At 71.6% G+C, this 21960-nt stretch carries 23 protein-coding genes; 11 read left to right on the top strand and 12 right to left on the bottom strand.

Annotation, left to right across the window (positions count from 1 at the left end):
* Positions 1-3: 3 nt before the first annotated feature.
* Together AB0H37_RS01215 and AB0H37_RS01210 are read right to left on the bottom strand one after the other, a co-directional pair.
* Positions 4-2160, bottom strand: coding sequence for a hypothetical protein (locus tag AB0H37_RS01215; protein ID WP_360610506.1), 2157 nt, complete (start codon positions 2158-2160; stop codon positions 4-6).
* 139 nt (positions 2161-2299) lie between these two features.
* On the bottom strand, positions 2300-3205 hold the full coding sequence (locus AB0H37_RS01210; RefSeq protein ID WP_360610504.1) for a LysR family transcriptional regulator: 906 nt from the start codon (positions 3203-3205) through the stop codon (positions 2300-2302).
* A 209-nt stretch (positions 3206-3414) separates the two neighbouring features.
* Here AB0H37_RS01210 and AB0H37_RS01205 point away from each other — a divergent pair, with 209 nt between their 5' ends.
* A complete protein-coding gene (locus tag AB0H37_RS01205) occupies positions 3415-4296 on the top strand; it encodes a phosphorothioated DNA-binding restriction endonuclease (protein WP_360610502.1) in 882 nt (293 codons plus the stop codon).
* Positions 4297-4496: 200 nt separating this feature from the next.
* Entirely contained in the window at positions 4497-4739 is a 243-nt protein-coding gene (locus AB0H37_RS01200) for a DUF6411 family protein (protein ID WP_360610500.1), read from the top strand.
* Between the two features lie 162 nt (positions 4740-4901).
* On the opposite strand, the gene AB0H37_RS01195 is transcribed toward AB0H37_RS01200, so the two are convergent.
* Together AB0H37_RS01195 and AB0H37_RS01190 are read right to left on the bottom strand one after the other, a co-directional pair.
* Positions 4902-5657, bottom strand: a complete 756-nt coding sequence (locus tag AB0H37_RS01195; RefSeq protein WP_360610498.1) for an SDR family oxidoreductase — start codon at positions 5655-5657, stop codon at positions 4902-4904.
* 32 nt (positions 5658-5689) lie between these two features.
* Positions 5690-6649, bottom strand: a complete 960-nt coding sequence (locus tag AB0H37_RS01190; RefSeq protein WP_360610496.1) for an alpha/beta hydrolase — start codon at positions 6647-6649, stop codon at positions 5690-5692.
* Between the two features lie 336 nt (positions 6650-6985).
* On the opposite strand from AB0H37_RS01190, the gene AB0H37_RS01185 reads away from it, so the two are divergent.
* From AB0H37_RS01185 to AB0H37_RS01170, 4 genes are all read left to right on the top strand, one after another.
* Positions 6986-7873 carry a LuxR C-terminal-related transcriptional regulator gene (locus AB0H37_RS01185; RefSeq protein ID WP_360610494.1) on the top strand — a complete coding sequence of 296 codons (888 nt, stop codon included), beginning with the start codon at positions 6986-6988 and terminating at the stop codon, positions 7871-7873.
* A gap of 179 nt (positions 7874-8052) precedes the next feature.
* Positions 8053-8724 (top strand): alpha/beta fold hydrolase, encoded by a 672-nt coding sequence (locus AB0H37_RS01180; protein ID WP_360610492.1) that lies wholly within the window; start codon positions 8053-8055, stop codon positions 8722-8724.
* A gap of 111 nt (positions 8725-8835) precedes the next feature.
* Entirely contained in the window at positions 8836-9621 is a 786-nt protein-coding gene (locus AB0H37_RS01175; RefSeq protein WP_360610490.1) for an N-acetylmuramoyl-L-alanine amidase, read from the top strand.
* Positions 9622-9703: 82 nt separating this feature from the next.
* On the top strand, positions 9704-9832 hold the full coding sequence (locus AB0H37_RS01170) for a hypothetical protein (protein WP_329097531.1): 129 nt from the start codon (positions 9704-9706) through the stop codon (positions 9830-9832).
* A gap of 27 nt (positions 9833-9859) precedes the next feature.
* On the opposite strand, the gene AB0H37_RS01165 is transcribed toward AB0H37_RS01170, so the two are convergent.
* A complete protein-coding gene (locus AB0H37_RS01165) occupies positions 9860-10723 on the bottom strand; it encodes an alpha/beta hydrolase (RefSeq protein WP_360610488.1) in 864 nt (287 codons plus the stop codon).
* Between the two features lie 33 nt (positions 10724-10756).
* On the opposite strand from AB0H37_RS01165, the gene AB0H37_RS01160 reads away from it, so the two are divergent.
* Positions 10757-12733 carry a BTAD domain-containing putative transcriptional regulator gene (locus AB0H37_RS01160; protein ID WP_360610486.1) on the top strand — a complete coding sequence of 659 codons (1977 nt, stop codon included), beginning with the start codon at positions 10757-10759 and terminating at the stop codon, positions 12731-12733.
* A 298-nt stretch (positions 12734-13031) separates the two neighbouring features.
* Here AB0H37_RS01160 and AB0H37_RS01155 read toward each other — a convergent pair whose 3' ends face one another.
* A complete protein-coding gene (locus AB0H37_RS01155) occupies positions 13032-14009 on the bottom strand; it encodes an asparaginase (RefSeq protein WP_360610484.1) in 978 nt (325 codons plus the stop codon).
* Positions 14010-14195: 186 nt separating this feature from the next.
* On the bottom strand, positions 14196-15023 hold the full coding sequence (locus AB0H37_RS01150; RefSeq protein WP_360610482.1) for a 3-keto-5-aminohexanoate cleavage protein: 828 nt from the start codon (positions 15021-15023) through the stop codon (positions 14196-14198).
* A 19-nt stretch (positions 15024-15042) separates the two neighbouring features.
* On the opposite strand from AB0H37_RS01150, the gene dtd reads away from it, so the two are divergent.
* Positions 15043-15468 carry a D-aminoacyl-tRNA deacylase gene (gene dtd / locus AB0H37_RS01145; RefSeq protein WP_329095680.1) on the top strand — a complete coding sequence of 142 codons (426 nt, stop codon included), beginning with the start codon at positions 15043-15045 and terminating at the stop codon, positions 15466-15468.
* Between the two features lie 25 nt (positions 15469-15493).
* Here dtd and AB0H37_RS01140 read toward each other — a convergent pair whose 3' ends face one another.
* The 4 genes from AB0H37_RS01140 to AB0H37_RS01125 form a co-directional block, all read right to left on the bottom strand.
* Positions 15494-15985 (bottom strand): hypothetical protein, encoded by a 492-nt coding sequence (locus AB0H37_RS01140; RefSeq protein ID WP_179832318.1) that lies wholly within the window; start codon positions 15983-15985, stop codon positions 15494-15496.
* Between the two features lie 79 nt (positions 15986-16064).
* Positions 16065-17051, bottom strand: coding sequence for a folate-binding protein (locus AB0H37_RS01135; RefSeq protein ID WP_360610479.1), 987 nt, complete (start codon positions 17049-17051; stop codon positions 16065-16067).
* Between the two features lie 10 nt (positions 17052-17061).
* On the bottom strand, positions 17062-17511 hold the full coding sequence (locus tag AB0H37_RS01130; protein ID WP_360610477.1) for a transcriptional repressor: 450 nt from the start codon (positions 17509-17511) through the stop codon (positions 17062-17064).
* 364 nt (positions 17512-17875) lie between these two features.
* On the bottom strand, positions 17876-18361 hold the full coding sequence (locus AB0H37_RS01125; RefSeq protein WP_329095688.1) for an FABP family protein: 486 nt from the start codon (positions 18359-18361) through the stop codon (positions 17876-17878).
* 246 nt (positions 18362-18607) lie between these two features.
* Between AB0H37_RS01125 and AB0H37_RS01120 the strand changes: the two genes are divergently transcribed.
* Together AB0H37_RS01120 and AB0H37_RS01115 are read left to right on the top strand one after the other, a co-directional pair.
* Positions 18608-18970, top strand: coding sequence for a DsrE family protein (locus tag AB0H37_RS01120; RefSeq protein WP_179832314.1), 363 nt, complete (start codon positions 18608-18610; stop codon positions 18968-18970).
* 798 nt (positions 18971-19768) lie between these two features.
* Positions 19769-20788: a TerC family protein gene (locus tag AB0H37_RS01115; RefSeq protein WP_329095691.1), complete on the top strand. Its 1020-nt coding sequence runs from the start codon at positions 19769-19771 to the stop codon at positions 20786-20788.
* A 7-nt stretch (positions 20789-20795) separates the two neighbouring features.
* On the opposite strand, the gene AB0H37_RS01110 is transcribed toward AB0H37_RS01115, so the two are convergent.
* On the bottom strand, positions 20796-21326 hold the full coding sequence (locus AB0H37_RS01110; RefSeq protein ID WP_179832312.1) for a DinB family protein: 531 nt from the start codon (positions 21324-21326) through the stop codon (positions 20796-20798).
* Between the two features lie 333 nt (positions 21327-21659).
* Between AB0H37_RS01110 and AB0H37_RS01105 the strand changes: the two genes are divergently transcribed.
* Positions 21660-21947 (top strand): DUF3303 family protein, encoded by a 288-nt coding sequence (locus AB0H37_RS01105; protein WP_329095695.1) that lies wholly within the window; start codon positions 21660-21662, stop codon positions 21945-21947.
* The last annotated feature ends 13 nt before the right edge of the window (positions 21948-21960 follow it).

The raw sequence follows: 21960 nt of genomic DNA, 5'->3' as shown, positions 1-21960 counted from the left end.
CCCTCAGGTCGTGGACGGGTCCGGGCTCGGCTGGGTGGTAGGGCTGTCTGGCGGCATCGCCTCTGCGGCGAGCTCCCATTTCATGCCCCACGGTCGCCCCGGGACGGGAATGCGAATGTAGGCGAAGCGCGGCATGTAGTCGGTCATGCGGATGTCGATGGAGAAGCGGCAGGTCTGGCCTGGCCGGAGCTGGGCCGGGCAGCCTTGCGGCTTCACGGTGAAGGACTGCCGGCCCGGCCCGACCACCGTGTGACTTGCCAGATCACCGTCGCCCCAGCACCTCTCCCAACCCTGGTAGGGCTCCCACGTGATGGCCCGTTCGAAGTGCTTCCACCCGGATCTTTCCGGCACTTTGAAACTGAAGATGTCACCGAGGTAGAAGGTGTGCGGCATCGAATCGCACGACGGTGTGGATGGGCTCTTCGGGTCGGAGTCCTGCTCGGGTCCGAGTTTATGTGTCGGGTCGTCCTCGTTACGGGGCGGGGCTTCTCCGCCGTCCTGTTCTGATGGTCGGAACGTCGAGTGGCGGCCTCGCGGTGAGGGGGGCGAGGACTCGACCGCCTGGGGCTGGGCCGCTTCTCTTCCGGACAAGGACGTCGGCGTTCGCGTGCCCATGAAGGAGACTCCGCCGACCACCGCGGCGACCCCCGTCGCGGCGGCGATGCCGCTGACCGCGGGTTTGGCGATCAACTTCTGCAGCGGGCTCTTCTGTTTCGGGATGGTGCGGGCCGCGTGGGCCGTTAGTGCAGGATGTGCCCCTGCCGCGGCGGCCAGGCCGAGCGCCGCGCCTTTGCCGGCCGCCTTCAATCGCGCTGCTTGCTCGTTCTTGAAGTACGACTCGTCTTCGGTCGACCCGAGTGCCCGTGCGGCGCGCAAGCCGAGGGAGAGCACCTCGGTCCACGATCCCCAGTGGAGGGAGAGCGCCAGCCTTGGCGCGGCGGCTCGGGCGAGGTCGCGCGCAGGTGCGTGGGCCTCGGCTTCCAGAGCGGCCCGCAGCACCCGGACGATCAGGGAGGGCACGTCACTGATTTCGGCGACGGATGCGCGCCGGACCCAGTCGGCCAGCCGCGTCGCGCATGTGGCGGCGTCGAATTCGCTTCCCGCCAGCGCGGCCACTTCGGCTGCCGTTTTGTCGGTCGTGGTGTAGCCGATGGGTCCGTCGCTTACCAATCGGGCGTGTTCCAGCATCGTCAGCGCTTCGGCCACCTCTTCGCCGTTTCGCGTTGTCCGCTCCGCATTCGCGGCGGTGTCGGCGTGAGCTTGGGGATCGCTGGAGCTGGATGCTGTGTCGGTACTGTCACTGCGAGCCTGGTGCTCGTCGGGTGGGACTCCTAGGAGGGCCGTGAGCAAGGGGGCCGGAATCGGGATCCCCTCTACAGCGCACAGCAGGCCCAGGACGGCTCGGGCCGGGGCGTCGAGGGCTGTGGCTAGAGCTTCGGTCAGGGCGCCGGGGTCGAGGGCGGAGGGTAAGCCGTCCGCCCGCAGTGCCGTCGCGGCGCGGACCAGGGCGAGTGGACGGCCTCCTGTGGCACGCCACAGGTCGTCGGCGGGGGCCAGTTCGTCGTCCTGGAGGTCCCGGCCGAGTTTCCGGACGAGCAGGTTCCGCGCGGCGTCCGCGTCAAGGCCGCTCAGTTCGAGTGCGACGCCCTCGCCGAACATCAGGCGTTCCGGTCCTGCCACAGCGATGTCGCAGGACGGGACGGCGGCAAGCAGTTGGGCCAGGTCGGAACTCGTCCCCGCAAAGTCGTCCAGGACGAGGAGCGCTTCGATCGACGACATCAGCCGGACCAGGACGTCCTCGGTGGGCCGGTAGCCGGAAATGGCGTAGCACGCCTTGAACACTTCCTGGATGACGTCTTCCGCCGGAACGTCGGCGACCGGCAGGTACACCACGCTCCGGCCCGCTTTGACTTGTCTGGCGGCGAGTTCGCAGAGCAGTGTCGTCTTGCCGGCTCCGCGCTCTCCGTAGACCTGAACGCGGCCTCGGTCCGTAAGGCCTTCTTCCAGGACGCGGAGTTCGCGCTCGCGCCCGAGTGGTTGTTCACCACGCGGCAGGGGCCGTCCGTGAGGCCGGTTCCGCGGGGCGGGGTCGGGCGGTGTGCCCACGTAGTTGACCGTGGAGCCGTGGCCGCTGACGACCAGGGCGTGGTCGCCGTTCACCACCGTCCCGCTAAGGTCCCCGCCTATCTCCGAGATTCTTATTTCTCCCATAGGATCCCCCGTCCGTGCTCAGGCGAAATTTACTGAGCATCGGTTTTCGGGGGCCAAGACTCTTTTTCTATGCGGCTATAGGGCTTGCCTATACCGCGCCCGCTGCGCGTAGTTCCCGGACGGTTCGTGCGGCGAGTTCGCAGAAGACCTCCGGGAGCCCCTCGTCGGAGCGTCGTCGGGCTGCGACCGTGACCGTCGGGGAGAGCCCGGTCATCGGCAAGGTCGTGATTCCTGATAGCGCCAGGGTGTCGCGCAGCGCGAACGGCCCGGGGCAGGGGACGCGGTTCAGTCGGATGGAGAGCGCGGCGGCGGCGACGGTGTCCACCGGCTCGCCGACGAACCGCGCGTCCTCGCGGTTGCGCTCGTCGTAGAAGGTCCACCAGCGCTGCGCGGCCAGGGGGACGCTGTCGGCGATCGCGACGAAGGACGCGTCGATGACATCGTCGAGCGTGATCGTTTCGGCTTCCCCCAGCGGGTGTCCGATCGGCACCAGGACCGCACGGGGTTCGTCGTCGACGAGGACTTCCCAGTCGAGCCGCTCGGGGTCGAGGGGGAGGCGGATCAAGGCGACGTCCACGTCTCCGTCGAGGAGCGGTCGGTCCAGTTCGTTGAGTTCCAGGGCCCGCCAGGCGGTCCGCACATCCGGAAATGCCTCTTTGAACGCGCTGATCACCGGCATCTGGATGTCACCCGGTAAGGGCCCGGCGATGCCGATGCGCAGGGTTCGCGGGCCGCCGGCTCGAAGGCGCGCCGCCGAGACCGCGTCCGCGGTGGCGGCGAGGATGGCGGCGACGTGTTCGTGGAAGACCGCTCCGGCCGCCGTTGGCGAGACCCCGCCCGGCTCCCGGACGAGGAGCGTCGCGCCCACCTCGCGTTCCAGGACGCGGATCTGCTGGCTGAGCGTCGGTTGCGATATGTGGAGGGCCTGAGCGGCCCGGGTGAACGAGCCCTGCTCGACAACCTCCAGAAAGTACCGGAAATGCCGGAGTTCCATCTCGTCTCCAGGAGGCGGGCCGCCCGATGCCGACAGAGCGATTCTACGATTCGGCTCCTCCGCTCCCGGAGAACAAGGGAAGTTTGTCCGGCAGCGGCCGTCGCCCGTCCGCGGAGGCCCTCTGATCATTAGCGGCCTTCGAGGAGCGAAGCCGAATCACCGGATCAACCGGCATGATCTCGCCATTGCCGGTCCCGTAGGGTGCCGGGGTGGACTGGGTCGAGCGGGTTACGGGAGTCCGCCGGTGGTCGCGGGGTGGGGAGCGGGCGCCGCACAAGCCGCTGCTCTTGCTGTACGCCCTCGGGCACTTCCAGCGGTGCGGCGATGCTCCGATGTTCTATAGCGAGGTCGAGGAGCATCTCGCCGGACTGCTGCGGGAATTCGGGCCGCCGCGGAAGACCAGTCCCGCCTACCCCTTTCACTACCTGACCAGCGATGGGTTGTGGGAGGTGCGGACCGTCGATGGAGGGGGCAGTCCCGGGCCCCAGGTCGGCGTCCTGCGGGCTCAGGCCGCCCGCGGTCGGTTGAGCGGTGAGCTGACGGCCGCGTTGCGCCGCGAACCGCGTCTGTTGCCGCAGCTGTGCCGCGCCATTCTGGACGTCAACTTCGAACCTTCGCTGCACGACGACATCTGCGCGGCCGCCGGGATCGACCTGGAGTCGGTCGAGGCCGCGGGCGCGGTGGCGCCGCGGCGGCGCGACCGCGCCTTCCGCGAGCAGATCATGGTCGCCTACGAGTACCGGTGCGCGTTCTGCGGCTATGACGGCTGGCTGAACGGGACCGCGGTGGGGTTGGACGCCGCGCACGTCCGGTGGTGGGCCTTCGACGGGCCCGACGACGTCACCAACGGCATCTGCCTGTGCGCGCTGCATCACAAGCTCTTCGACAAGGGCGCACTCGGCATCACCGACGACCGGCAGGTCACCGTGTCGGCGCGCTTCGTCGGACGCGGTCCGGCCGCCCGCGAACAGGTCCACGCCTTGGCCGGACGCCCTGTCTGCTCGCCCCAGACGGCCTTCCCCGCCGTGGACGGCGAGCACATCGCCTGGCACGCCCGCGAGGTCTTCCGCTCCCCGGCCCGGGCGGCATGAGATCCGCCAGGAGGCCGTCTACCGCCGCCATGGCCGAGGTCAGATTCACGTCGGGCCTCGATCTCGCCGCCCGAGGCGACGGTGGACGGCCGGCTCCCCGACTGTGATCGCCCGCTGGGCGTCCGAGGGGATGGGCCGCATGGCTCGGTCAAGTGAGGGTAGAGCGCCTTTGACCGTAAGCGGCAGAAAGGGCGGGTTTCATGATTATTGTCGCCATCGTGGGCGTCTGTGCGGTTCTGTTGGTTCTGGCGTTCCTGCTGCCGAGGCTTTCGCGGCATCCGCAGCGAGGTACCCAGCGAGTGCTGGGTGTGGGCTCACGTGCGGGTTCTTCGGCCCCTGGCGGGCTCGGGCGGCTGCTGAGCAAGCCGTTCCGCAGCTCGTCGCGTGCCGTCGGCCGCAGCGGGGAGGCCGGACGGCGCGCTCGCAGCCGCTCCCCCTTCTGATCCCGACCCCCACCAGCCGCGACATCCTTCGCCGCCCGCCTCATGACATGAGGCGGGCGGCGCGCCTGTCCACCCGCCCTTCGTCGTGGGCTCGTGTCTGACGTCAGGCTCCCCCGGTCGGCTCGAAGACGAAGGAGAGGCGACCGTGGGCCGGAGTGGTGGTTACTTCGGGGCTTGGAGGCGGCCGGGCCAGGTGTCGTAGTGCACCTTGCCGAGGGTGGCGTCGCCGAGGGGGACGAGGCTGAACTCTTCCACGGGAGCGCCGAAGTAGTGGGAGTCCGGGTCGGTGATGACCTCGCGCGAGTCGTTCCGGATGGCCAGGGCCTCGCGGAAGAAGTCGTCCATGCGGTAGCGGTCCGGGCCCGCGATCTCGACTCGGCCGTTCAGCGGGGGCGCCGTCGCGACCCGAGCGACCTGCTCCGCGACGTCGTCGGCCGCGATGGGCTGGTAGAAGACCGGGGGCATGCCGACCTTGCCGTCGGTGGTGGCCTCGTCGGCGATGGCCTTCGTGAACTCGAAGAACTGCGTCGCGTGGACGATCGAGTAGGGGATCGGCGACTTCTCGATCAGGCTCTCCTGGGCGACCTTCGCGCGGAAGTAGCCGCGCTCCGGGGGACGCTCGACGCCCACGATCGACAGGGCGACGTGGTGGCCGACGCCCGCCTCCTCCTCGGCGGCGAGCAGGTTGCCGGTCGAGGTCTCGAAGAAGTTCAGGACGGCCTCGTCCTCGAAGGACGGCGAGTTCGACACGTCGATCACGACCGAGGCGCCGGGGAGGACCTCCGCGAGGCCCTCGCCGGTGAGGGTGTTGACGCCGGTGTTCGGGGAGGCGGGGACGGCCTCGTGGCCTTGCGCGGTGAGGTTCGCGATCACTTTCGACCCGATCAGGCCGGTGCCGCCGATGACGACGATCTTCATGGGACAGCCTTTCGTGGAATGCGGCCGCGCGTTCAGGCGGCCGGACGGGTGTGCAGGGCGGTGGTGAGGGCTGTGATGGCCTGGGCGGTGGCGGCTCGGGTGGCGTGGGTGTCGCGGACGGGGTCGAGCATCATGAAGTCGTGGAGGGTGCCGTTGTAGCGGACGCTGGTGGTGGGGACGCCCGCTTCGGTGAGGCGGCGGGCGTAGGCCTCGCCCTCGTCGCGCAGGACGTCGTGCTCGTCCACGATGACCAGGGCGGGCGGCAGGCCGGCCAGGTCGTCCAGGGTGGAGCGCAGGGGTGAGGCGGTGATCTCGGCGCGTTCCTCCGGGTCGGCGGTGTAGGCGTCCCAGAACCAGGCCATGGCCTTGGCGGTCAGGTGCGGGCCGTCGGCGAACTCGCGGTAGCTGGCGGTGTTCTGCGCGGCCTCGGTGACCGGGTAGTACAGCGACTGGTGCACGAAGGACACATCGCCGCGTCGTTTGGCCAGGATCGCCAGGGCGGCGGCCATGTTGCCGCCCACCGAGTCCCCCGCGACCGCCATCCGGGACGCCTCCAGCCCCTCGGCCGCGCCGTTGCCGGTGATCCACTGCGCGGCGGCGTAGGCCTGCTCGATCGCGACCGGGTAGCGGGCCTCGGGTGAGCGGTCGTACTCCACGAACGCGATCGCGGCGCGGGCCCCGACCGACAGTTCGCGGACGAGGCGGTCGTGGGTGCCGGCATTGCCCAGAATCCATCCGCCGCCGTGGACGTAGAGGACGACCGGCAGGGCCCCGGGTGTGTCGGGCGGTCTGACCAGGCGGACCCGCACGTCGCCCGCGGCGGTCGGGGCGGTGATCCACTTCTCGTCCACGTCGGGCATCTCCACTGGGGCGGCCTGGACGTCGTCCAGCAGCCTGCGTGCGCCCTCCACGCCCCGCTCGTACAGCGGCGGCGGCTTGGCGGCCGCATCGGCGAACTCCTGCGCCGCCGGCTCCAGAATGTGCCTGCTCATGGGCGCTTCCTCCTGTCGACTTCACATCCATTTCACTGGACGAGGTCTGGAGGGGGACCAGGGTGTGACCCTGGCCTTCTCCCTGGCCTTCCCCGGGGACGGCAAAGCGACGACCCTTTGAAGCGGGAGATCTTCGTACTCCCCTCACGCCGCCCGACCAGGTATGACGGGGAGGGGCGGAACCGATCGAATGGGTACCAGGTGCTACGGCGATCAACGCGGCGCTGTTCGCCGGGCCGCCGGCGGAGGGCACCGGAGGTCGAGGCGGCCGAGGCCGCGCGGTCGGCGCCGCCGCCGGAGGGCGAGCCGCGGTCGGCCGATCTCCTCCTGGACGGCATGACCCTGCGGATCACCGAGGGTCTCGCCGCGAGCGTGCCGGCTCTGGAGGAGGCGATGCGCGTCTTCCGTGGTCCTGACCTGCCGGACGAGGACGGGCTGCGCTGGCTCTGGCCGGCCGGTGTGATGGCCGCCGCGCTGTGGGATCACGAGACGTGGGACGTGCTCGCCGCCCGGCATGTCCGGCTCGCCCGGGAGTCCGGGCAGGCCACGGCGGTGCCGCTCGCCCTGACACAGCGGGTCGCCGTGGACGTGTTCGCGGGCGAACTGGCGGACGCCGAGGCGCTGGTCGAGGAGATCACGACGGTGTCGGAGGCGATCGGGAGCCCGCCGCCGCTCTACGGCGCACTGCTGGTCACCGCGTGGCGGGGCCGCGAGGCCGAGGGCGCGGCGCTGCGGCGGGCCGTCGCCGCGGAGGCGGCGAGCCGCGGTGAGGGCAAGGTCCTGACGGTCGGCACGTGGGCGATGGCCCTGCTGGCCAACAGCCTCGGCCGGTACGAAGAGGCGCTGGCCGCCGTCCCCGACGCCGGGGAGGATCGTCCGGCGGACGTGGGCGCCGCGCCGTGGGCGCTGGTCGAGTACATCGAGGCGGCCGTCCGGAGCGGTGCGCCCGGACGGGCCGCCGCGGCTCTCCGGCGGCTCACCGAGGTGACGGTCCCGGCCGGGACGGGATGGGCGCTGGGCGTCCACGCGCGCTCGCAAGCCCTCACGCCGCAGGAAGCGCAGATCGTCCGGCTCGTCCGGGAGGGCCTGACCAATCCGGAGATCGGGGCCCGGCTGTTCATCAGCCCTCGCACCGTCGAGTGGCATCTGCGCAAGACGTTCGCCAAGCTCGGCATCACCTCGCGGAAGCAGCTCCAGCGGAGCGGCGCCACCGGCGAGCGCTGACGGCCGCCCGGCGAACCGGGGCTCCCGCACCGCCTGGGCCATGGCCCGATGCGCTCCTTGACCGGGCCTCCAGGTCTCCGCCCATAGGCGCGCGGGCGAAGGCCGGTGATTTCGCCGATGCCCGCCGGAACGGCGGGGGTCAGACTCCGGGCGTTGGCTGTCCCACCCCTGGAGGTTCCATGAGAAAGGTCCTCGGTTCCCTCGTCGCGTTGCTCGCGGCGCTGGGGGCCTTCGGAGTCGGCCTCACGCCGGCGCAGGCTGCGGGGCCGCGGCCCGTGGTGTTCGTGCACGGGTACACCGGCAACGCGTCCAACTGGGTCACCGCCATGTCGGTGTTCCGTGCCGCGGGCTACAGCAGCGACCAGCTGTACGCCTACGAGTACAACTCCTACGGCGACAACAAGCAGAACGCGGCGGGGCTCGCCTCGTACGTGAACCAGGTGAAGTCGCGGACCGGCGCCTCCCAGGTCGACATCGTCAACCACTCCATGGGCGGCCTGGTCAGCCAGTACTACCTGAAGGTGCTGAACGGCAACCCGAACGTCGCGCACCTGGCGTCCATCGCGGGCGCCAACCACGGGACGACGTACGCCAGCGCCTGCACGATCTACGAGACGTGCCGGCAGATGCTCCCAGGGTCGACGTTCGTCCAGCAGATCACCGCGGGGGACGAGACGCCCGGCAGCACGCAGTACGCCACCTGGTACTCGCCGTGCGACGGCATCATCATCCCCTACACCAGCACCAGTCTGAACGGCGCGAACAACCACTACGTGGCCTGCCAGACCCACATCGGCTACCTCACCGACACGGTGGTCCTCGGCGCGATCGCCCAGTTCACGAAGAGCTGAGTCCGGCGCTGGACGAAGCGGGCGGGAGGGACGACCTCCCGCCCGTTCCGTTTGGCGCCACCGGGGCCGGCGCAAGATCAGGGTGGAGGGAGTCGAGGGGGAGGCCGGCCCATGGAAAATCGTGCGGGATGGCCCGTGGCGGCAGGTCTGGTCTGCCTGGGAATGGTCGCCTGTCATGGTTCGCCCGCCACGAGGAACGAGCCGCCGCCGGCCGCGGAGGGCAGCGGGTCCGCCGCGCCGGGACGGCTCGGCGGGAAAGTGATCGTGATCGATCCCGGCCACAACGGCGGGAACGCGGCCCATCCGGAGGTGATCAGCAAGCCGGTGTGGGTCGGGAACGGCTACAAGCCCTGCAACACGACCGGTACCGCCACCGCGGACGGCTACGCCGAGCACGCCTTCACCTGGGACGTCTCCAACCGGCTGGCGAAGGCGCTGCGGGCCAGGGGCGCCTTGGTGACGTTGACGCGCGCCGGCGACAGGGGTGTGGGGCCTTGCGTCACGGAGCGGGCGGCGATCGGGAACCGGGCGCACGCCGACGCGACGCTGTCCATCCACGGCGACGGGGCGGCGGCGGCCAAGCACGGGTTCCACGTCATCCTGCCGCTGCCCGTGGGCGGGAACACGAGGATCGTCGCCCCGTCCGCCCGTCTGGGGACGGCGATCCGCGACGCCTACCGGTCGGGGACGAACATGCCCTACGCCGACTACCTCGGGAAGGACGGCCTCGACCGGCGGGATGATCTCGGCGGGCTGAACCTGTCCACCGTGCCGGCCGTGTTCATCGAATGCGGGAACATGAAGAACGCGGGGGACGCGGCCAAGATGTCGAGCGCCGCGTTCAGGCAGCTCATGGCCGAGTCCCTGGCGAACGGCTTCGAGGACTACCTCCGCTGAGTTTGCCCGCCGCTGGGATTGTCCGGGACGCCTCCGGCTAGGCCAGTCACAACGAGGCACACCGGACGAACGGACGATCGCCATGAACCATAGGAACGGACGGAGCGCGTCGCCGCCCAACTGGGAACTCCTGGTGGGACTGGCCGCGACCGGCTTCCTCATCTACGTGTGGGTGTGGGCGGCGACGCAGGGCGGCCCGCCCTTCTGGTAGGTGCAGGGCCCGCCCGCACGTCCCGCCCTAACGGTCCAGGAGCGTCCTGAGGGACTTCGCCACCTCCGCAGGCGCCTCCTCGGCCATGAAGTGGCCGCACGTGACGGTCTCGTGCCGGAGGTCGGCCGCCCAGGCGTCCCACAGCGCGACGGCGTCGTAGCCCAGGGCGGCGCCCCAGTCCTGCTGCAGGACGGTGACGGGCATCCGCAGGCGGTTGCCCGCGTCGCGGTCGGCCTTGTCGTGCTCGACGTCGACGCCGGCGGACGCGCGGTAGTCCGCGACGATCGAGGGGACGGCGGCGCGGCAGGCGTCCAGGTAGGCGGCGCCGACGTCGGGCGGGATCGCGGACGGGTCGTTCGTCCACACGTCGAGGAAGTGGCCGAAGAAGGCGTCGGAGGCCCCGGCGATCAGTTGCTCGGGGAGGCCGGGCGGCTGCGCCATCAGGTACAGGTGGAAGCCGACGGCGGCCGACGCGCCGTGCAGGACGTCCCACATGTCCAGGGTCGGCAGGACGTCCAGGCAGGCCAGGTGGGTGATCGTGCCGGGGTGGTCGAGGCCTGCGCGGAACGCGACGAGCGCGCCGCGGTCGTGGCCGGCGAGGGCGAAGCGGTCGTGCCCGAGGGCGCGGGCGAGGGCGACGGTGTCGGCGGCCATGGTCCGCTTGGAGTAGCCGTCGGACGGTTTGTCGCTCTCGCCGTACCCGCGCAGGTCGGGGACGAGGACCGTGTGGTCGGCGGCGAGGTCGCGGGCGACGTGCCGCCACATCAGGTGGGTCTGCGGGAAGCCGTGCAGCAGGACGATCGGGGAGCCCGATCCGCCGACCGCCGCGTTGAGGGACACGCCCTCGGCGACGGGGACGCGCTGGTAGTCGAAATCGCTGATCGTTGGCATGCGTCCAGGCTGCCGGGCGCGGATGAGCATCCGATGAGCGCGCTATACCGTGGTGGCGTGGAGGTCCTGTTCGGGGTGCTGGGGCCGGTGACCGCCTGGGACGGGTCCGGGAACGCGATCGCCCTGAAGGGGCCGCGGCACCGCGCCGTCCTGGCCCGCCTGATCGTCGCGCGCGGGCGCGTGGTGCCGGTCTCCCGGATCGTGGACGATCTGTGGCTCGAACCGCCGTCGGACGCGGTCGGCGCCGTCCGCACCTTCGTGGCCGCCCTGCGGCGCGTCCTCGAACCGGATCGTCCGCCGAGGACGCCGCCCCGGCTGCTGGTCACCGAGGGTCCGGGATACGCGCTGCGCGCCGGGCCGGAGGCCGTGGACGCCTGGCGTTTCGAGCGGGTCGTGGCCTCGGAGCGTCCGGCCGCAGAGCTGGCCGGCGCGCTGGACGAGGCGCTGAGCTGGTGGCGCGGCCCCGCCTACGCCGAGTTCGCCGACGAGCCGTGGGCCCGGGCGGAGCACTCCCGGCTGGCCGAACTGCGGCTGCGCGCCGTCGAACGGACGGCCGGGGCGCGGCTGTCGCTGGGCCTAGCCGCCGAGGCGATACCGGACCTGGACGCGCATGTCGCCGACCATCCCTGGCGCGAGGACGCCTGGCGTCTGCTGGCGCTCGCCCTGTACCGAACCGGCCGCCAGGGTGACGCGCTGGCCGTCCTCCAAAGGGCGCGCGGCCTTCTGGTCGAGGAGCTGGGGTTGGACCCTGGTCCGGCCTTGCGCCGCCTAGAGGAGGACATCCTCCGCCAGGCCGACCACCTGGAACCTTCACGGGATGCGGCGTCGCGCGTGTGGGCGCAGGCGGCCCAGGCGTACGACCGAACGGTGGCGTCCGGCGCGCGCGCTCGGCTGGAATCGACGGTCGGCCTCCTGCGGAGCCTCGCGGTGACCGGCGCCGAGGGCCTGGAGGCGGCCCGCGAGCAGCGCCTGGCGGCGATCACGGCGGCCGAGGAGCTGGGCGACGCGGAGCTGACCGCCAGGGTGATCGGCGCGTTCGACGTCCCGGCGATCTGGACCCGGTCGGACGATCCGCGCCAGGCGGCCGGAGTGGTGGCGGCGGCGGAGCGCGCCCTTGCCGCGCTGCCGCCGGACGGGCAGGAGGCCGCGCGGGCCCGTCTTCTGGCCACGATCGCGCTGGAGTCGCGCGGCGCCCGCGATGACCGGGGGCGTGAGGCGGCGCGTGCGGCGGTGCGGACGGCCCGCGAGCTGGACGATCCGGCGCTCCTGGCGTTCGCGCTGAACGGCGCGTTCATGCAGGCGTTCGACCGGGCGGGGCTGGCGGCGCGGCGGGACGAGATCGGCGCCGAACTGGTGGACCTGTCGGCGCGGGGCGACCTGTCGAGCTACGAGGTGCTCGGGCACCTCATCCGGCTCCAGGCCCGCAGCGCGCTGGGCGACTTCGGCGGGGCCGACCGGCACGCGGCCGCCGCCGACCGCCTGGCCGAGCGGCACGAGCGTCCTCTGGTCGGCGTGTTCACGACCTGGTACCGGGCTCTGCGGCTCGCCGCGTCCGGCGAGCCCTCGTTCGAGGAGGCGGAGGAGGCCTACCGCGGCGCCGCCGCGCACATGAAGGGGTGCGGTATGCCCGGTTTGGAGGTCGGCTTGCTGCCGCTCGCCCTCCTCTGCCTGCGCGTCCTGCACCGGCTGCCCGCACAGACCGAGCCCGCCGATTGGGGGCCGTACCTGCCCTGGGCCCGTCCCTTGGTGCTGTTGGCGCGCGGGCGTCCCGACGAGGCCGCCGCAGCGTTGCGGGACGTCCCCGACCCGCCCCGCGACCTGCTGTTCGAAGCTCTGTGGGGCCTCACCGCCCAGGCTGCCGTTGCCGTGGGCGACCGGACGGCGATGCGACGCGCGCGCGACGAGCTCCTTCCGGCCGCGGGCGAGTCGGCCGGCGCGCAGAGCGGGCTGCTCACCCTGGGCCCGGTCTCCCGCCATCTGGACGACCTCGCCACCGCGCTCGGCGAATGACCCGCTCGGCCGCCCAGGACGACGGCGGTGCCCATGAGCACGGAGCGCTCGGCGTAGGGGTTGTCGGTCTCCCGCGCCGTGAGCCGGACGCCGATGATGGCGTGCGTGGAAGGGCTCCGGGCTAGGGCCTGTCTCGAAGTGGCCTCGGGCACGCGCGCGAACGCGTGACCTGCCCGGTGCAGCGAAGCCGGAGGCGAGCGAAACCGGGCTGATCGCGAAGCGATGCCGCGTTCGCCCAGGTCCGGTCACGTAGCGAGCCGCCAGGCGAGCGAAGTGGGCCGGGACTTTGAAACACAGGCTAGGCCGCCCGGTCGAAGACGCCCGGTGCCGGGCGGATGGCGCCGACGACGCCGTCCCCGCCGCGCACCTCGACGATCGCCAGCTCGTCCAGGGCGCCCCCGTCGGCGCCGTCGTGGACGCCGAGGGCGCGCAGCAGCGCGACGGTCACGGGCGTCCGCGCCCGCATCGCCCCGTCGTCGATCTTGACGACCCCCGCGCGCCCGTCGGCGAACGCGAAGGCGTCCACGCCCTCGGCGCCGCACTTGACGAGCAGGCCGGGGACGGCGTCCATCAGCTGCCGCTCCTCGCGCCGGGTCCCGGACGTCCACTGCGGGTGCGTCCGCATGGCGTCGGCGACGCGCCGCCCGTGCGTACCCGGTTCGGCGAGGACGAGCGCCCGGAACGCCCGCGCGACGCCCACGATGGACACGGCGAACAGCGGCGCCCCGCACCCGTCGACGCCGACCGCCGTGGCGTCCTCACCGGCCAGCTCTTCGACGACCTCCCGGACGGCCCGTTGCAACGGGTGGCCGGGGTCGAGATAGGAGTCGGTGGGCCATCCCGCCGTGACACATGTGGCGAGCATCGCGGCGTGCTTCCCGGAGCAGTTCATCCGCAGCCTGGAGACGCCGCCGCCCGTCCGGGCGACCTCCTGCTGCGCCACGGGGTCGATCGGCCAGCTCTCGGGGCAGCGCAGGTCGCCGGCCCCCAGCCCGGCCCCCGCGAGGACCTTCTCCACACCCTCGACGTGGAAGTCCTCACCGGAGTGGCTGCCGGCCGCGAGCGCGAGCAGCTCGCCGCCGAGTTCGAGCCCGCTGCGCAGCATCGCGACCGCCTGCATCGGCTTGTTCGCCGACCGGGGGAAGATCGGCGCACCGGTATCCCCCGCCCGGAAGGCGACGCCCCCGTCGGCGGCCAGCCCGAGCGCCGCCCCCCGATGCCGGGACTCCACGAACCCGGAACGCTCCACCTCGACCAGCACAGGATTGACGTCCACCGCACTCCTCCATCACCACGACACCGGCGCCCGGAACCCCCGGCGATCTCGCCGCCCCGAACGGCGACCCCGAAGGTCACGTACCCGGCGTATCCCAGGAAAGCGGCACCCCGCTCCACGAAAACGGCCAGATTGCCCCATCCCGGCTTGACTTGCCCGCAAAGGTGCGCGGCCGCCCTCCGGGGCTCAGCGAGGTTTGGTGGCCAGGAGGGCGCGGGCCTCGGTGGGGGGCATGGGGGGGCGTTGGGCCAGGTGGGCCGCCTGGGCCGCGCGCTCCACCAGCTGGACGTTCGCCGTGACCGGGCGGCCCTTGGCGAAGGTGACCGTGTCCTCCATGCCGACCCGGAGGTGCCCGCCCGCCGACAGGGCGGCGAACAGGACGGGCAGGGACGTCCGGCCGATGCCGGTGGCCGACCACGTGGCGCCCTCCGGGAGGGCCTCGACGGCGGCGACCAGGGTGCGGGCGTCGCCCGGCATGCCGCCCGGGACGCCCATGACCAGGTCGCAGTGGACGTGGCCGCCGTAGGGGAGCCCGTGCTTGTCCAGGAGGCGGCGCAGCGAGGTGATGTGGCCGAGGTCGAACAGCTCGAACTCGGGGACGATCCCGAGCTCCCGGGTGCGCTCGTACAGGTCCACCATGAACGACCACGGGTTCATGAACACGTCGTCGCCGAAGTTGACCGTCCCGCAGGTGAGCGAGCACATGTCGGGCTCGGCGTCCAGGACGCGGAGCCGGTCCTCGTACGGATCGGTGACCGCACCGCCCGTGGACAGCTGGACGATCAGTCCCGTGCTCTCCCGCAGCGCCGTCACCGTGTCCCGCAACCGGGACGGGTCGAGCGTGGGCCGCGCGTCGTCGTCGCGGATGTGCACGTGGATCACGGCCGCGCCGGCCGCCTCGCACTCCTTGGCCGTCTGGACCAGTTCATCCAGGGTGACGGGCAGGGCCGGGACGTCCGCCTTGGCGGACTCCGCACCCGTGGGCGCCACCGTGATGAGCGTCGTTGCTCCCATGGCGGCAGAATGCATGGTCATGCGTGCTGTAGTCCAGAGGGTGAGCCAGGCCAGCGTGTCCGTGGACGGGCGCGTCGTCGGCGCGATCGGGGGGCCGGGGCTGCTGGTCCTCGTCGGCGTGACGCACGACGACGACGCGGAAAAGGCCCGCAGGCTGGCGTCCAAGCTGTGGGGGCTGCGCATCCTGGAGGGCGAGAAGTCGTGTTCCGACGTGAACGCGCCGCTGCTCGTCGTGAGCCAATTCACTCTCTACGGGGACGCGCGGAAGGGCCGCCGCCCGAGCTGGACGGCCGCCGCGCCCGGACCCGTCGCCGAGCCCCTGGTGGACGCGGTGGTCCGGGAGCTGCGCGAGCTGGGCGCGAAGGTCGAGACCGGAGAGTTCGGGGCGGACATGAAGGTCGCGCTCGTCAACGACGGCCCGATCACGCTGGTCCTGGACGTCTGACCGCCTGGTCGGCCGAACGCGCGGGTCAGCGGAACCCGTAGACCATGCCGACGAGCGCGGTGACGGTCCCGGCGGCGGCGAGGAGGATGAGGGCGCGGTCCTGCGGGACGAGGCGGCCGCGCACGTCCGAGGACACCACCACCGTTCCGGTGTCGCCCTCGTCGCCGACGGGGCCCCGCTCGAACGGGTTGCGGAGCCCGGCGAGCCGCCACAGCGCGTCGTTGCGGAGCCGCTGGTGGGCCGGGCCGCAGGCGAAGAGCCGCCCCCGGGTGCGCTCGGTGCACGCGGCGCCCTTCGGCGTCAGCACCCGGCACAGGGTGGGGACGAGCGCGAACTCGTACAGGCACCAGCCCAGCAGGCCGAGCAGCGCGACGCGCCACGAGTGCTGCCACCACGCGATCCCGGCGATCGCCGCGAACAGGGCCCACCACGTCAGCGCGGACTCCCGGCGCGGGCGGCGCCGGGTCCCTCCCCTCCGCGCCGCGGCCGGCTCCCCTTTCCCCAGGTTCGGGACCATCGGTAGGAATCCACCTTCCCCGGGCGGCGATCGGTCAGAAATCGTCTTATCAGACGATATTCGTCCCGGGGGCGGGCTGCTACCCGTGTTTCGCGGGCCGGCGGCGCAGAGCGATCTGCGCGTTCGCGCCCGTCTCCGGCGACACGACGACCTCCTGCGCCGCCGCGACGCCGCCCGCGAGCAGCTCGGCGTCCACCGGGACGTTCCGCTTCACCATCGCCAGCGCGATCGGCCCCAGCTCGTGGTGCCGGGCCGCCGACCCGACGAACCCGACCGTCCGGCCCCCGGGGATCTCCACCGGATCGCCGGGCGCGGGCAGGCGGTCGACGCTGCCGTCCAGGTGGAGGAACACCAGGCGGCGCGGAGGCCGCCCCAGGTTGTGGACGCGCGCGACGGTCTCCTGCCCCCGGTAGCAGCCCTTGTTCAGGTGGACGGCCGTCTCCACGTACCCGGCCTCGTGCGGGATCGTCCGGTGGTCGGTGTCGAGGCCGAACCGGGGGCGGTGCTCGGCGATGCGCAGCGCCTCGTACGCCCAGGTCCCCGCCGGCTTCAGGTCGGCCGGGAACTCGCCGCGCGGGACGATCCGCGTCGTCGTCCCCGCGGCGTCCGGCCAGGCGGGACGGCCGTCGGCGGGACCGCCCGGCCCCGTGACCACCATGAACTCCTCCGACACGTCGGCGACCTCGACGCGCAGCATGAACCGCATCCGGTCGAGGAACTCCACCAGCGCCGGGGCCGTCCCCGGCTCGACGTGGGCCCAGACGGCCTCCCCGTCGTCGACGAGGAACAGGTGGTGCTCGATGTGCCCGTTCGGGCTGAGCAGCAGCGCCTCGGTCGGCTCGGACGGCTTCAGCCCGTCCAGGTGCTGGCTCAGCAGGCTGTGCAGCCAGCTGAGCCGGTCCGGCCCGGAGACGCGGACGACGCCCCGGTTACTCCGGTCGACGAACGCCGTCCCCTCCTCCAGGGCGCGTTGCTCCCGTGCGGGGTCCCCGTAGTGCGCGGCGACCTCCTGGTCGGGCGCGTCGGCGGCGACGGCTCCGGGCGACTGCAGCAGAGGGCTCTCCATGCCGTCCAGACTATGTCGCGGACCCGCGGACCATGCCGCCCGGCTGTGCCCCGCCGCAGTCCTTGCAGCGCCCGTAGACGGTCAGGTGGTGGACGTCGGTCTCGAAGCCGAAGTCGCGCGCCAGGACGTCGGCGAGGCCGGCCGCCGCGCGCGGGTCGACGTCCTCCACGGTGTGGCAGCCCCGGCAGACGAGGTGGATGTGCTCCGCCTCGGCGGCGAGGTGGTAGTTCGGCGGGCCGTGCCCGAGGTGGGCGTGCTTGACGAGCCCGAGCTCCTCCAGGAGTTCGAGCGTCCGGTACACGGTGGAGATGTTCACGCCGCGGGCGGTGCGCTGCACCTCGGTGCAGATCTCCTCGGGGGTCGCGTGCTCCAGGTTGGTGACGGCTTCGAGCACCAACTGGCGTTGCGGGGTCACCCGGTACCCCTTCGCCCGCAGCTCCTCCTGCCACGACTCGACCATGCACCGAGTCTAGATCCCGGACGGCGGCTCCGGTCCCGGCGTCCGGTTTCAGCCCTCGGAAAACTCGCTTGCCCCGCCGCGCGGGCGTCGCATACGTTCTGGATACGCGCGAAAGGAGGTGGTCCTAACCAATGGTTTCTTGTAGGACTCGCGAGGTGACTGTCCGCTAGTCGCCGTACCGCCTCGGAGCCTCCGCCCTCTGGGCGGGGTAGCCGGTCGCGACGGTGACCGGCGAATACCAGGCAGTTACCCGGTCCCCGGACCGATGGACCCGTCCTGTCCGTCGCCCCGCCACCCGGCGGGAAGGTCCGGGGATCGTTCATGTCCGGGGGCGGTCACCTCCGGGGCTCGCCGCCCCCGGCGCTCAGGACACCTTCTTCAGCTGGGCCGACAGGTGCGACTGGAGCTCGTGCCCCATCGCCGCCATGTCGTACGCCCAGCCGAGGTCCTCGCCGATCAGCCCGTAGAGGCGGTGGCCGCCGGTGACCTCCTTGGCCGACTCCGTCCGCGCGACGACGTCCGTGTGCAGCTCCACCCGGTTGAAGGCCACGTCTCCCACGTAGATCTCGATGATCCCCGTCGGGTGGGCCAGCGTCACCTCCACCTGGTGGTCGGGCCGCGGCCGCCAGTACCCGGTCTCCATGCCCAGCGGACGCCCGAGCGCGCCGTCCTCCTCGATCTTCCAGGTCCGGCTCGCGTAGATCAGGAAGGGCTTCCCGACGTGCGTGAACGAGATCTCCTGGCCGAAGTTGAACGACTCGATCGTGGGATAGCCGCCCACGCCGGCGCCTTCCCAGGTGCCGAGCAGGAACTTCAGCGGCTCAAGGTCCGGGTGCAGCTCAACGTCCATGGGCACCGAGCGTAGCGGCGTCCGCGGTCGTCCGCGTCCCCGTGCGCCGCCGTCGTCATCGTCGCCGTCGCCGTCGACCACTTCTACTTCGACTGACGCGCCCGGCCTACCTGAGCCGGCTCAACTTGATCACGAGGAGGACGGCGGCGACCGCCATCAGCCCCAGCACGACGACAAGGATCCCCGCGTTCACCAACCCGACCACAACGCAGGATGCTACGCGGAACGCCGGACTAGAGTGGCTACATGGCAAGACCACTGGTCATCAAGGTGACGGCCGGCGCGGACGCCCCCGAGCGCTGCAACCAGGCGTTCACGGTCGCGGCGGCCGCCGCGGCGAGCGGGGTCGGGGTCTCCCTGTGGCTGACCGGGGAGTCCGCATGGTTCGCGCTGCCGGGACGGGCCGCCGAGTTCTCACTGCCCCACGCCACTTCCCTGGACGACCTTCTGGGCGTCATCCTCGCCGCGGGCCGCGTCACGCTCTGCACCCAGTGCGCCGCCCGCCGCGGGATCGGCCCGGACGACGTCCTGCCGGGCATCCGCATCGCCGGCGCCCCGACCTTCGTCGAAGAGATCACCCTCCCGGACGTCCAGGCCCTCGTGTACTGACACGAGGAGGACGTCCGGGCTCGGTCGCCCCGGACCGCCCGCCCGGGGGCGGGACGACCGTGCGCTCCGAACGCCCAGCGCGAACCCCGCGACCGCGGAGCCGGCGAGGCCGAGCATGAGGTCGCCGATGGTGTCGCGGTAGATCGTGACGGTCTCGGGGGTGTCGAGGATGAAGACGCCGTACTCGAAGAACTCCCACAGGATGGCCGCGGCGGCGCCCAGGCCGGTGCACGTCAGGGCCAGCGTCCAGGACCTGAGGCCCGCCCAGCGGCGCAGGGCGACGCCGGCGGCGGCGCTCAGCAGGGCCCAGTTCCCGAAGTGGCAGGCGTCGTCGAATCCGCCGATCGTGTCGTAGAGGTCGGCGGCGTTCCCGGCGACGTCCACCACGAAGGGGGCGGTGACGAGGAGGTCGACGTCCCAGGGGAAGGGCCGTCCCCGGCCGCGCAGCGCCCAGACGAGCGTGATGATCATGATGGCGGCGGGGTAGGCGGCCACCCGCACGCCCATCGCCTTGTCCGCGAACCGGTCCCAATCGGGGAAGGCGACGGCGAGCGCCAGCAGCGCGGCGAGGGCGGCCTTGGCCGCGAGGGCGGGCGGGCGCCAGCGGGAGGTGTCCATGACCGAAGCATGGCCGCCCACCCGATCCGGCGGCATCGGCGCGGGTACTCAGGCCCGCCTGAGTGCTTTCGCCCCGCTCCGGGAGCCGGGTCTCGCGGCGGTGCAGGCGGCCGTGGCGGTAGAACGGCCGGAGAACGGAAATAGGGACTGCCGACGTGCCCGCGAGACTGGAGCCGCCGGATGGACGCCGTACCCGCATGGGCGTGGGGCGCGACGATCGCACTGATCATCGCGCTCTTCGTGTTCGACCTGCTGGTCGCTGTCCGGCGGCCGCACGCGGTGCACATCCGGGAGGCGACGTTCTGGTCGGTCTTCTACATCGCCGTCGCGGTCCTGTTCGGCGGCGCGGTGTGGATCCTCGCCGGGTCGACGGCGGGCACCGAGTACTTCTCCGGCTGGATCGTCGAGAAGAGCCTGTCGGTCGACAACCTCTTCGTCTTCGTGATCATCATGGCCAGGTTCTCGGTGCCCGCCGAGTACCAGCAGAAGACGCTGCTGTTCGGCATCGGCGCCGCGCTGATCCTGCGGGCCGTCCTGATCGCGATCGGCGCCGCCGCGATCAACCTGTTCTCCTTCACGTTCCTGATCTTCGGGCTGATCCTGATCTGGACGGCGGTCCAGCTCATCCGGCACCGCAACGAGGAACCCGACGTGGAGGACACGTTCCTCGTCCGCCGGGCCCGCAAGATCCTGCCGGTGAGCCAGGACTTCCACGGCGGGCGGATGCTGGCCCACGAGGACGGCCAGCGCGTGATGACGCCGCTGCTCCTGGTCTTCGTCGCCATCGGCAGTACGGACGTGCTGTTCGCGCTGGACTCCATCCCGGCCGTGTTCGGCGTGACCGACGACCCGTTCATCGTCTTCACCGCCAACGCGTTCGCCCTGCTGGGGCTGCGCGCCCTCTACTTCTTGATCGAGGGCCTGCTCGAACGCCTCGTCTACCTGTCGATCGGCCTGTCGGTGATCCTCGCGTTCATCGGCTTCAAGCTGATCCTGGAGTTCCTGCACCAGGACGTCTCCACGTCCGTCCCCGAGATCCCGACGCCCCTCTCCCTCGGCGTGATCCTGGTGATCCTGCTGTTCACGACGGGCGCCAGCCTGGTCCGCGTCCACCACCACCCGGAGGAGAAGGCCAAGCCCGGTTCCCTGCGCAAGCGCCGCGAGAAGAAGCCTCGCGAGGAGGAACCGGCCGCCCGCTGACCGAGGTTCAGCCCATGCTCTTGGCCCCGTCCAGCGACTCCCGGATGATGTCGGCGTGGCCCGCGTGCTGGGCCGTTTCGGCCGTGATGTGCAGGAGCACCCGGCGGATCGACCAGTGCGTCTCGGTGTTCCACGGGGCTTTGGGCAGCTCGTGCCGGACGTCCAGGTCGGGCAGGGTCGGGACCAGTTCGTCGGTCCGCCGGGCCACTTCGGCGTAGGCGTCCAGAACTCCGGCCAGCGTCTCGCCGGGGAGCATGGTGAACTCGTCCGCGCGGCGCTTCCAGTCCTCCTCGGTCATCTGGGAGAAGTCGCCCATCGCGGCCGCGCCTTCGAGGATGAAGTCCACCCAGCCCCGCTCGCAGGACGTGACGTGCTTGACGAGACCCCCGAGGCACAGCTCGCTCGCCGTGGTCCGCCGCCCGGCCTGCTCGTCGGTGAGGTCCCGCGTGGTGAACCGCAGGAAGTGCCGCGCCTTGGCGAGCTCCGCCAGCAGATCCGCCCGCTCCCCGGTGACGTTCTGCGCAGTGTCAACGTTCATGGTTCCCGCCTTCGATCGTGTCGTTCACCTGCTGACCACAGTAGGAACCAAGGCGGTCAGATCCTGGCCTCGATCGGCCGATCCGGAGAGCTTCTTCCGGCCACCTCATCGACGGCTGCCCCTTCTGGGCCGCTCTCGCGGTGACCGGCTCACGGAAAACGCACTTTGACCTGCCTTGACCGGTCTGGACGATCTCCCAGAACGATGTCCGCAGGAGACGTGTTCGAGGGTGTTTCCGCCGGACGCCGGTGGGAGATTGGGCGGGACGGCACCGGGTTCACGCAGGCGCGGGCGGGCTCGCGCCGGACCGGGCGCCCAGGGGGGAGCAGCGCGATGAGAGTCATGCTGAGAGCGGTGATGGACACCCAGGTCTCGAACGGCGCGATCAAGACCGGCAGGCTGTCGGAGATCGTGAAGTCACTGGTGGACCGGCTCGATCCCGAGGCGGCGTACTTCGGTCCCGGCGACGGCGAGCGTTGCTGCGTCCTCGTCTTCGATCTGGACGACACCGCGACGATTCCCACCATCGCCGAGCCGCTCTTCCAGGAACTGGGCGCGAAGATCGAGATCACCCCGGTGATGAACCGGGAGGACCTGCAGAAGGGCCTCGCCGCGTTGTAGTAGCGCGGAGCGA

This window comes from Actinomadura sp. NPDC023710, from assembly GCF_040639875.1.
Lineage (GTDB): Bacteria > Actinomycetota > Actinomycetes > Streptosporangiales > Streptosporangiaceae > Spirillospora > Spirillospora citrea.
The sequence above is the reverse complement of the archived record's forward strand: the minus strand, read 5'-3'. Positions and strand labels throughout refer to the sequence as shown.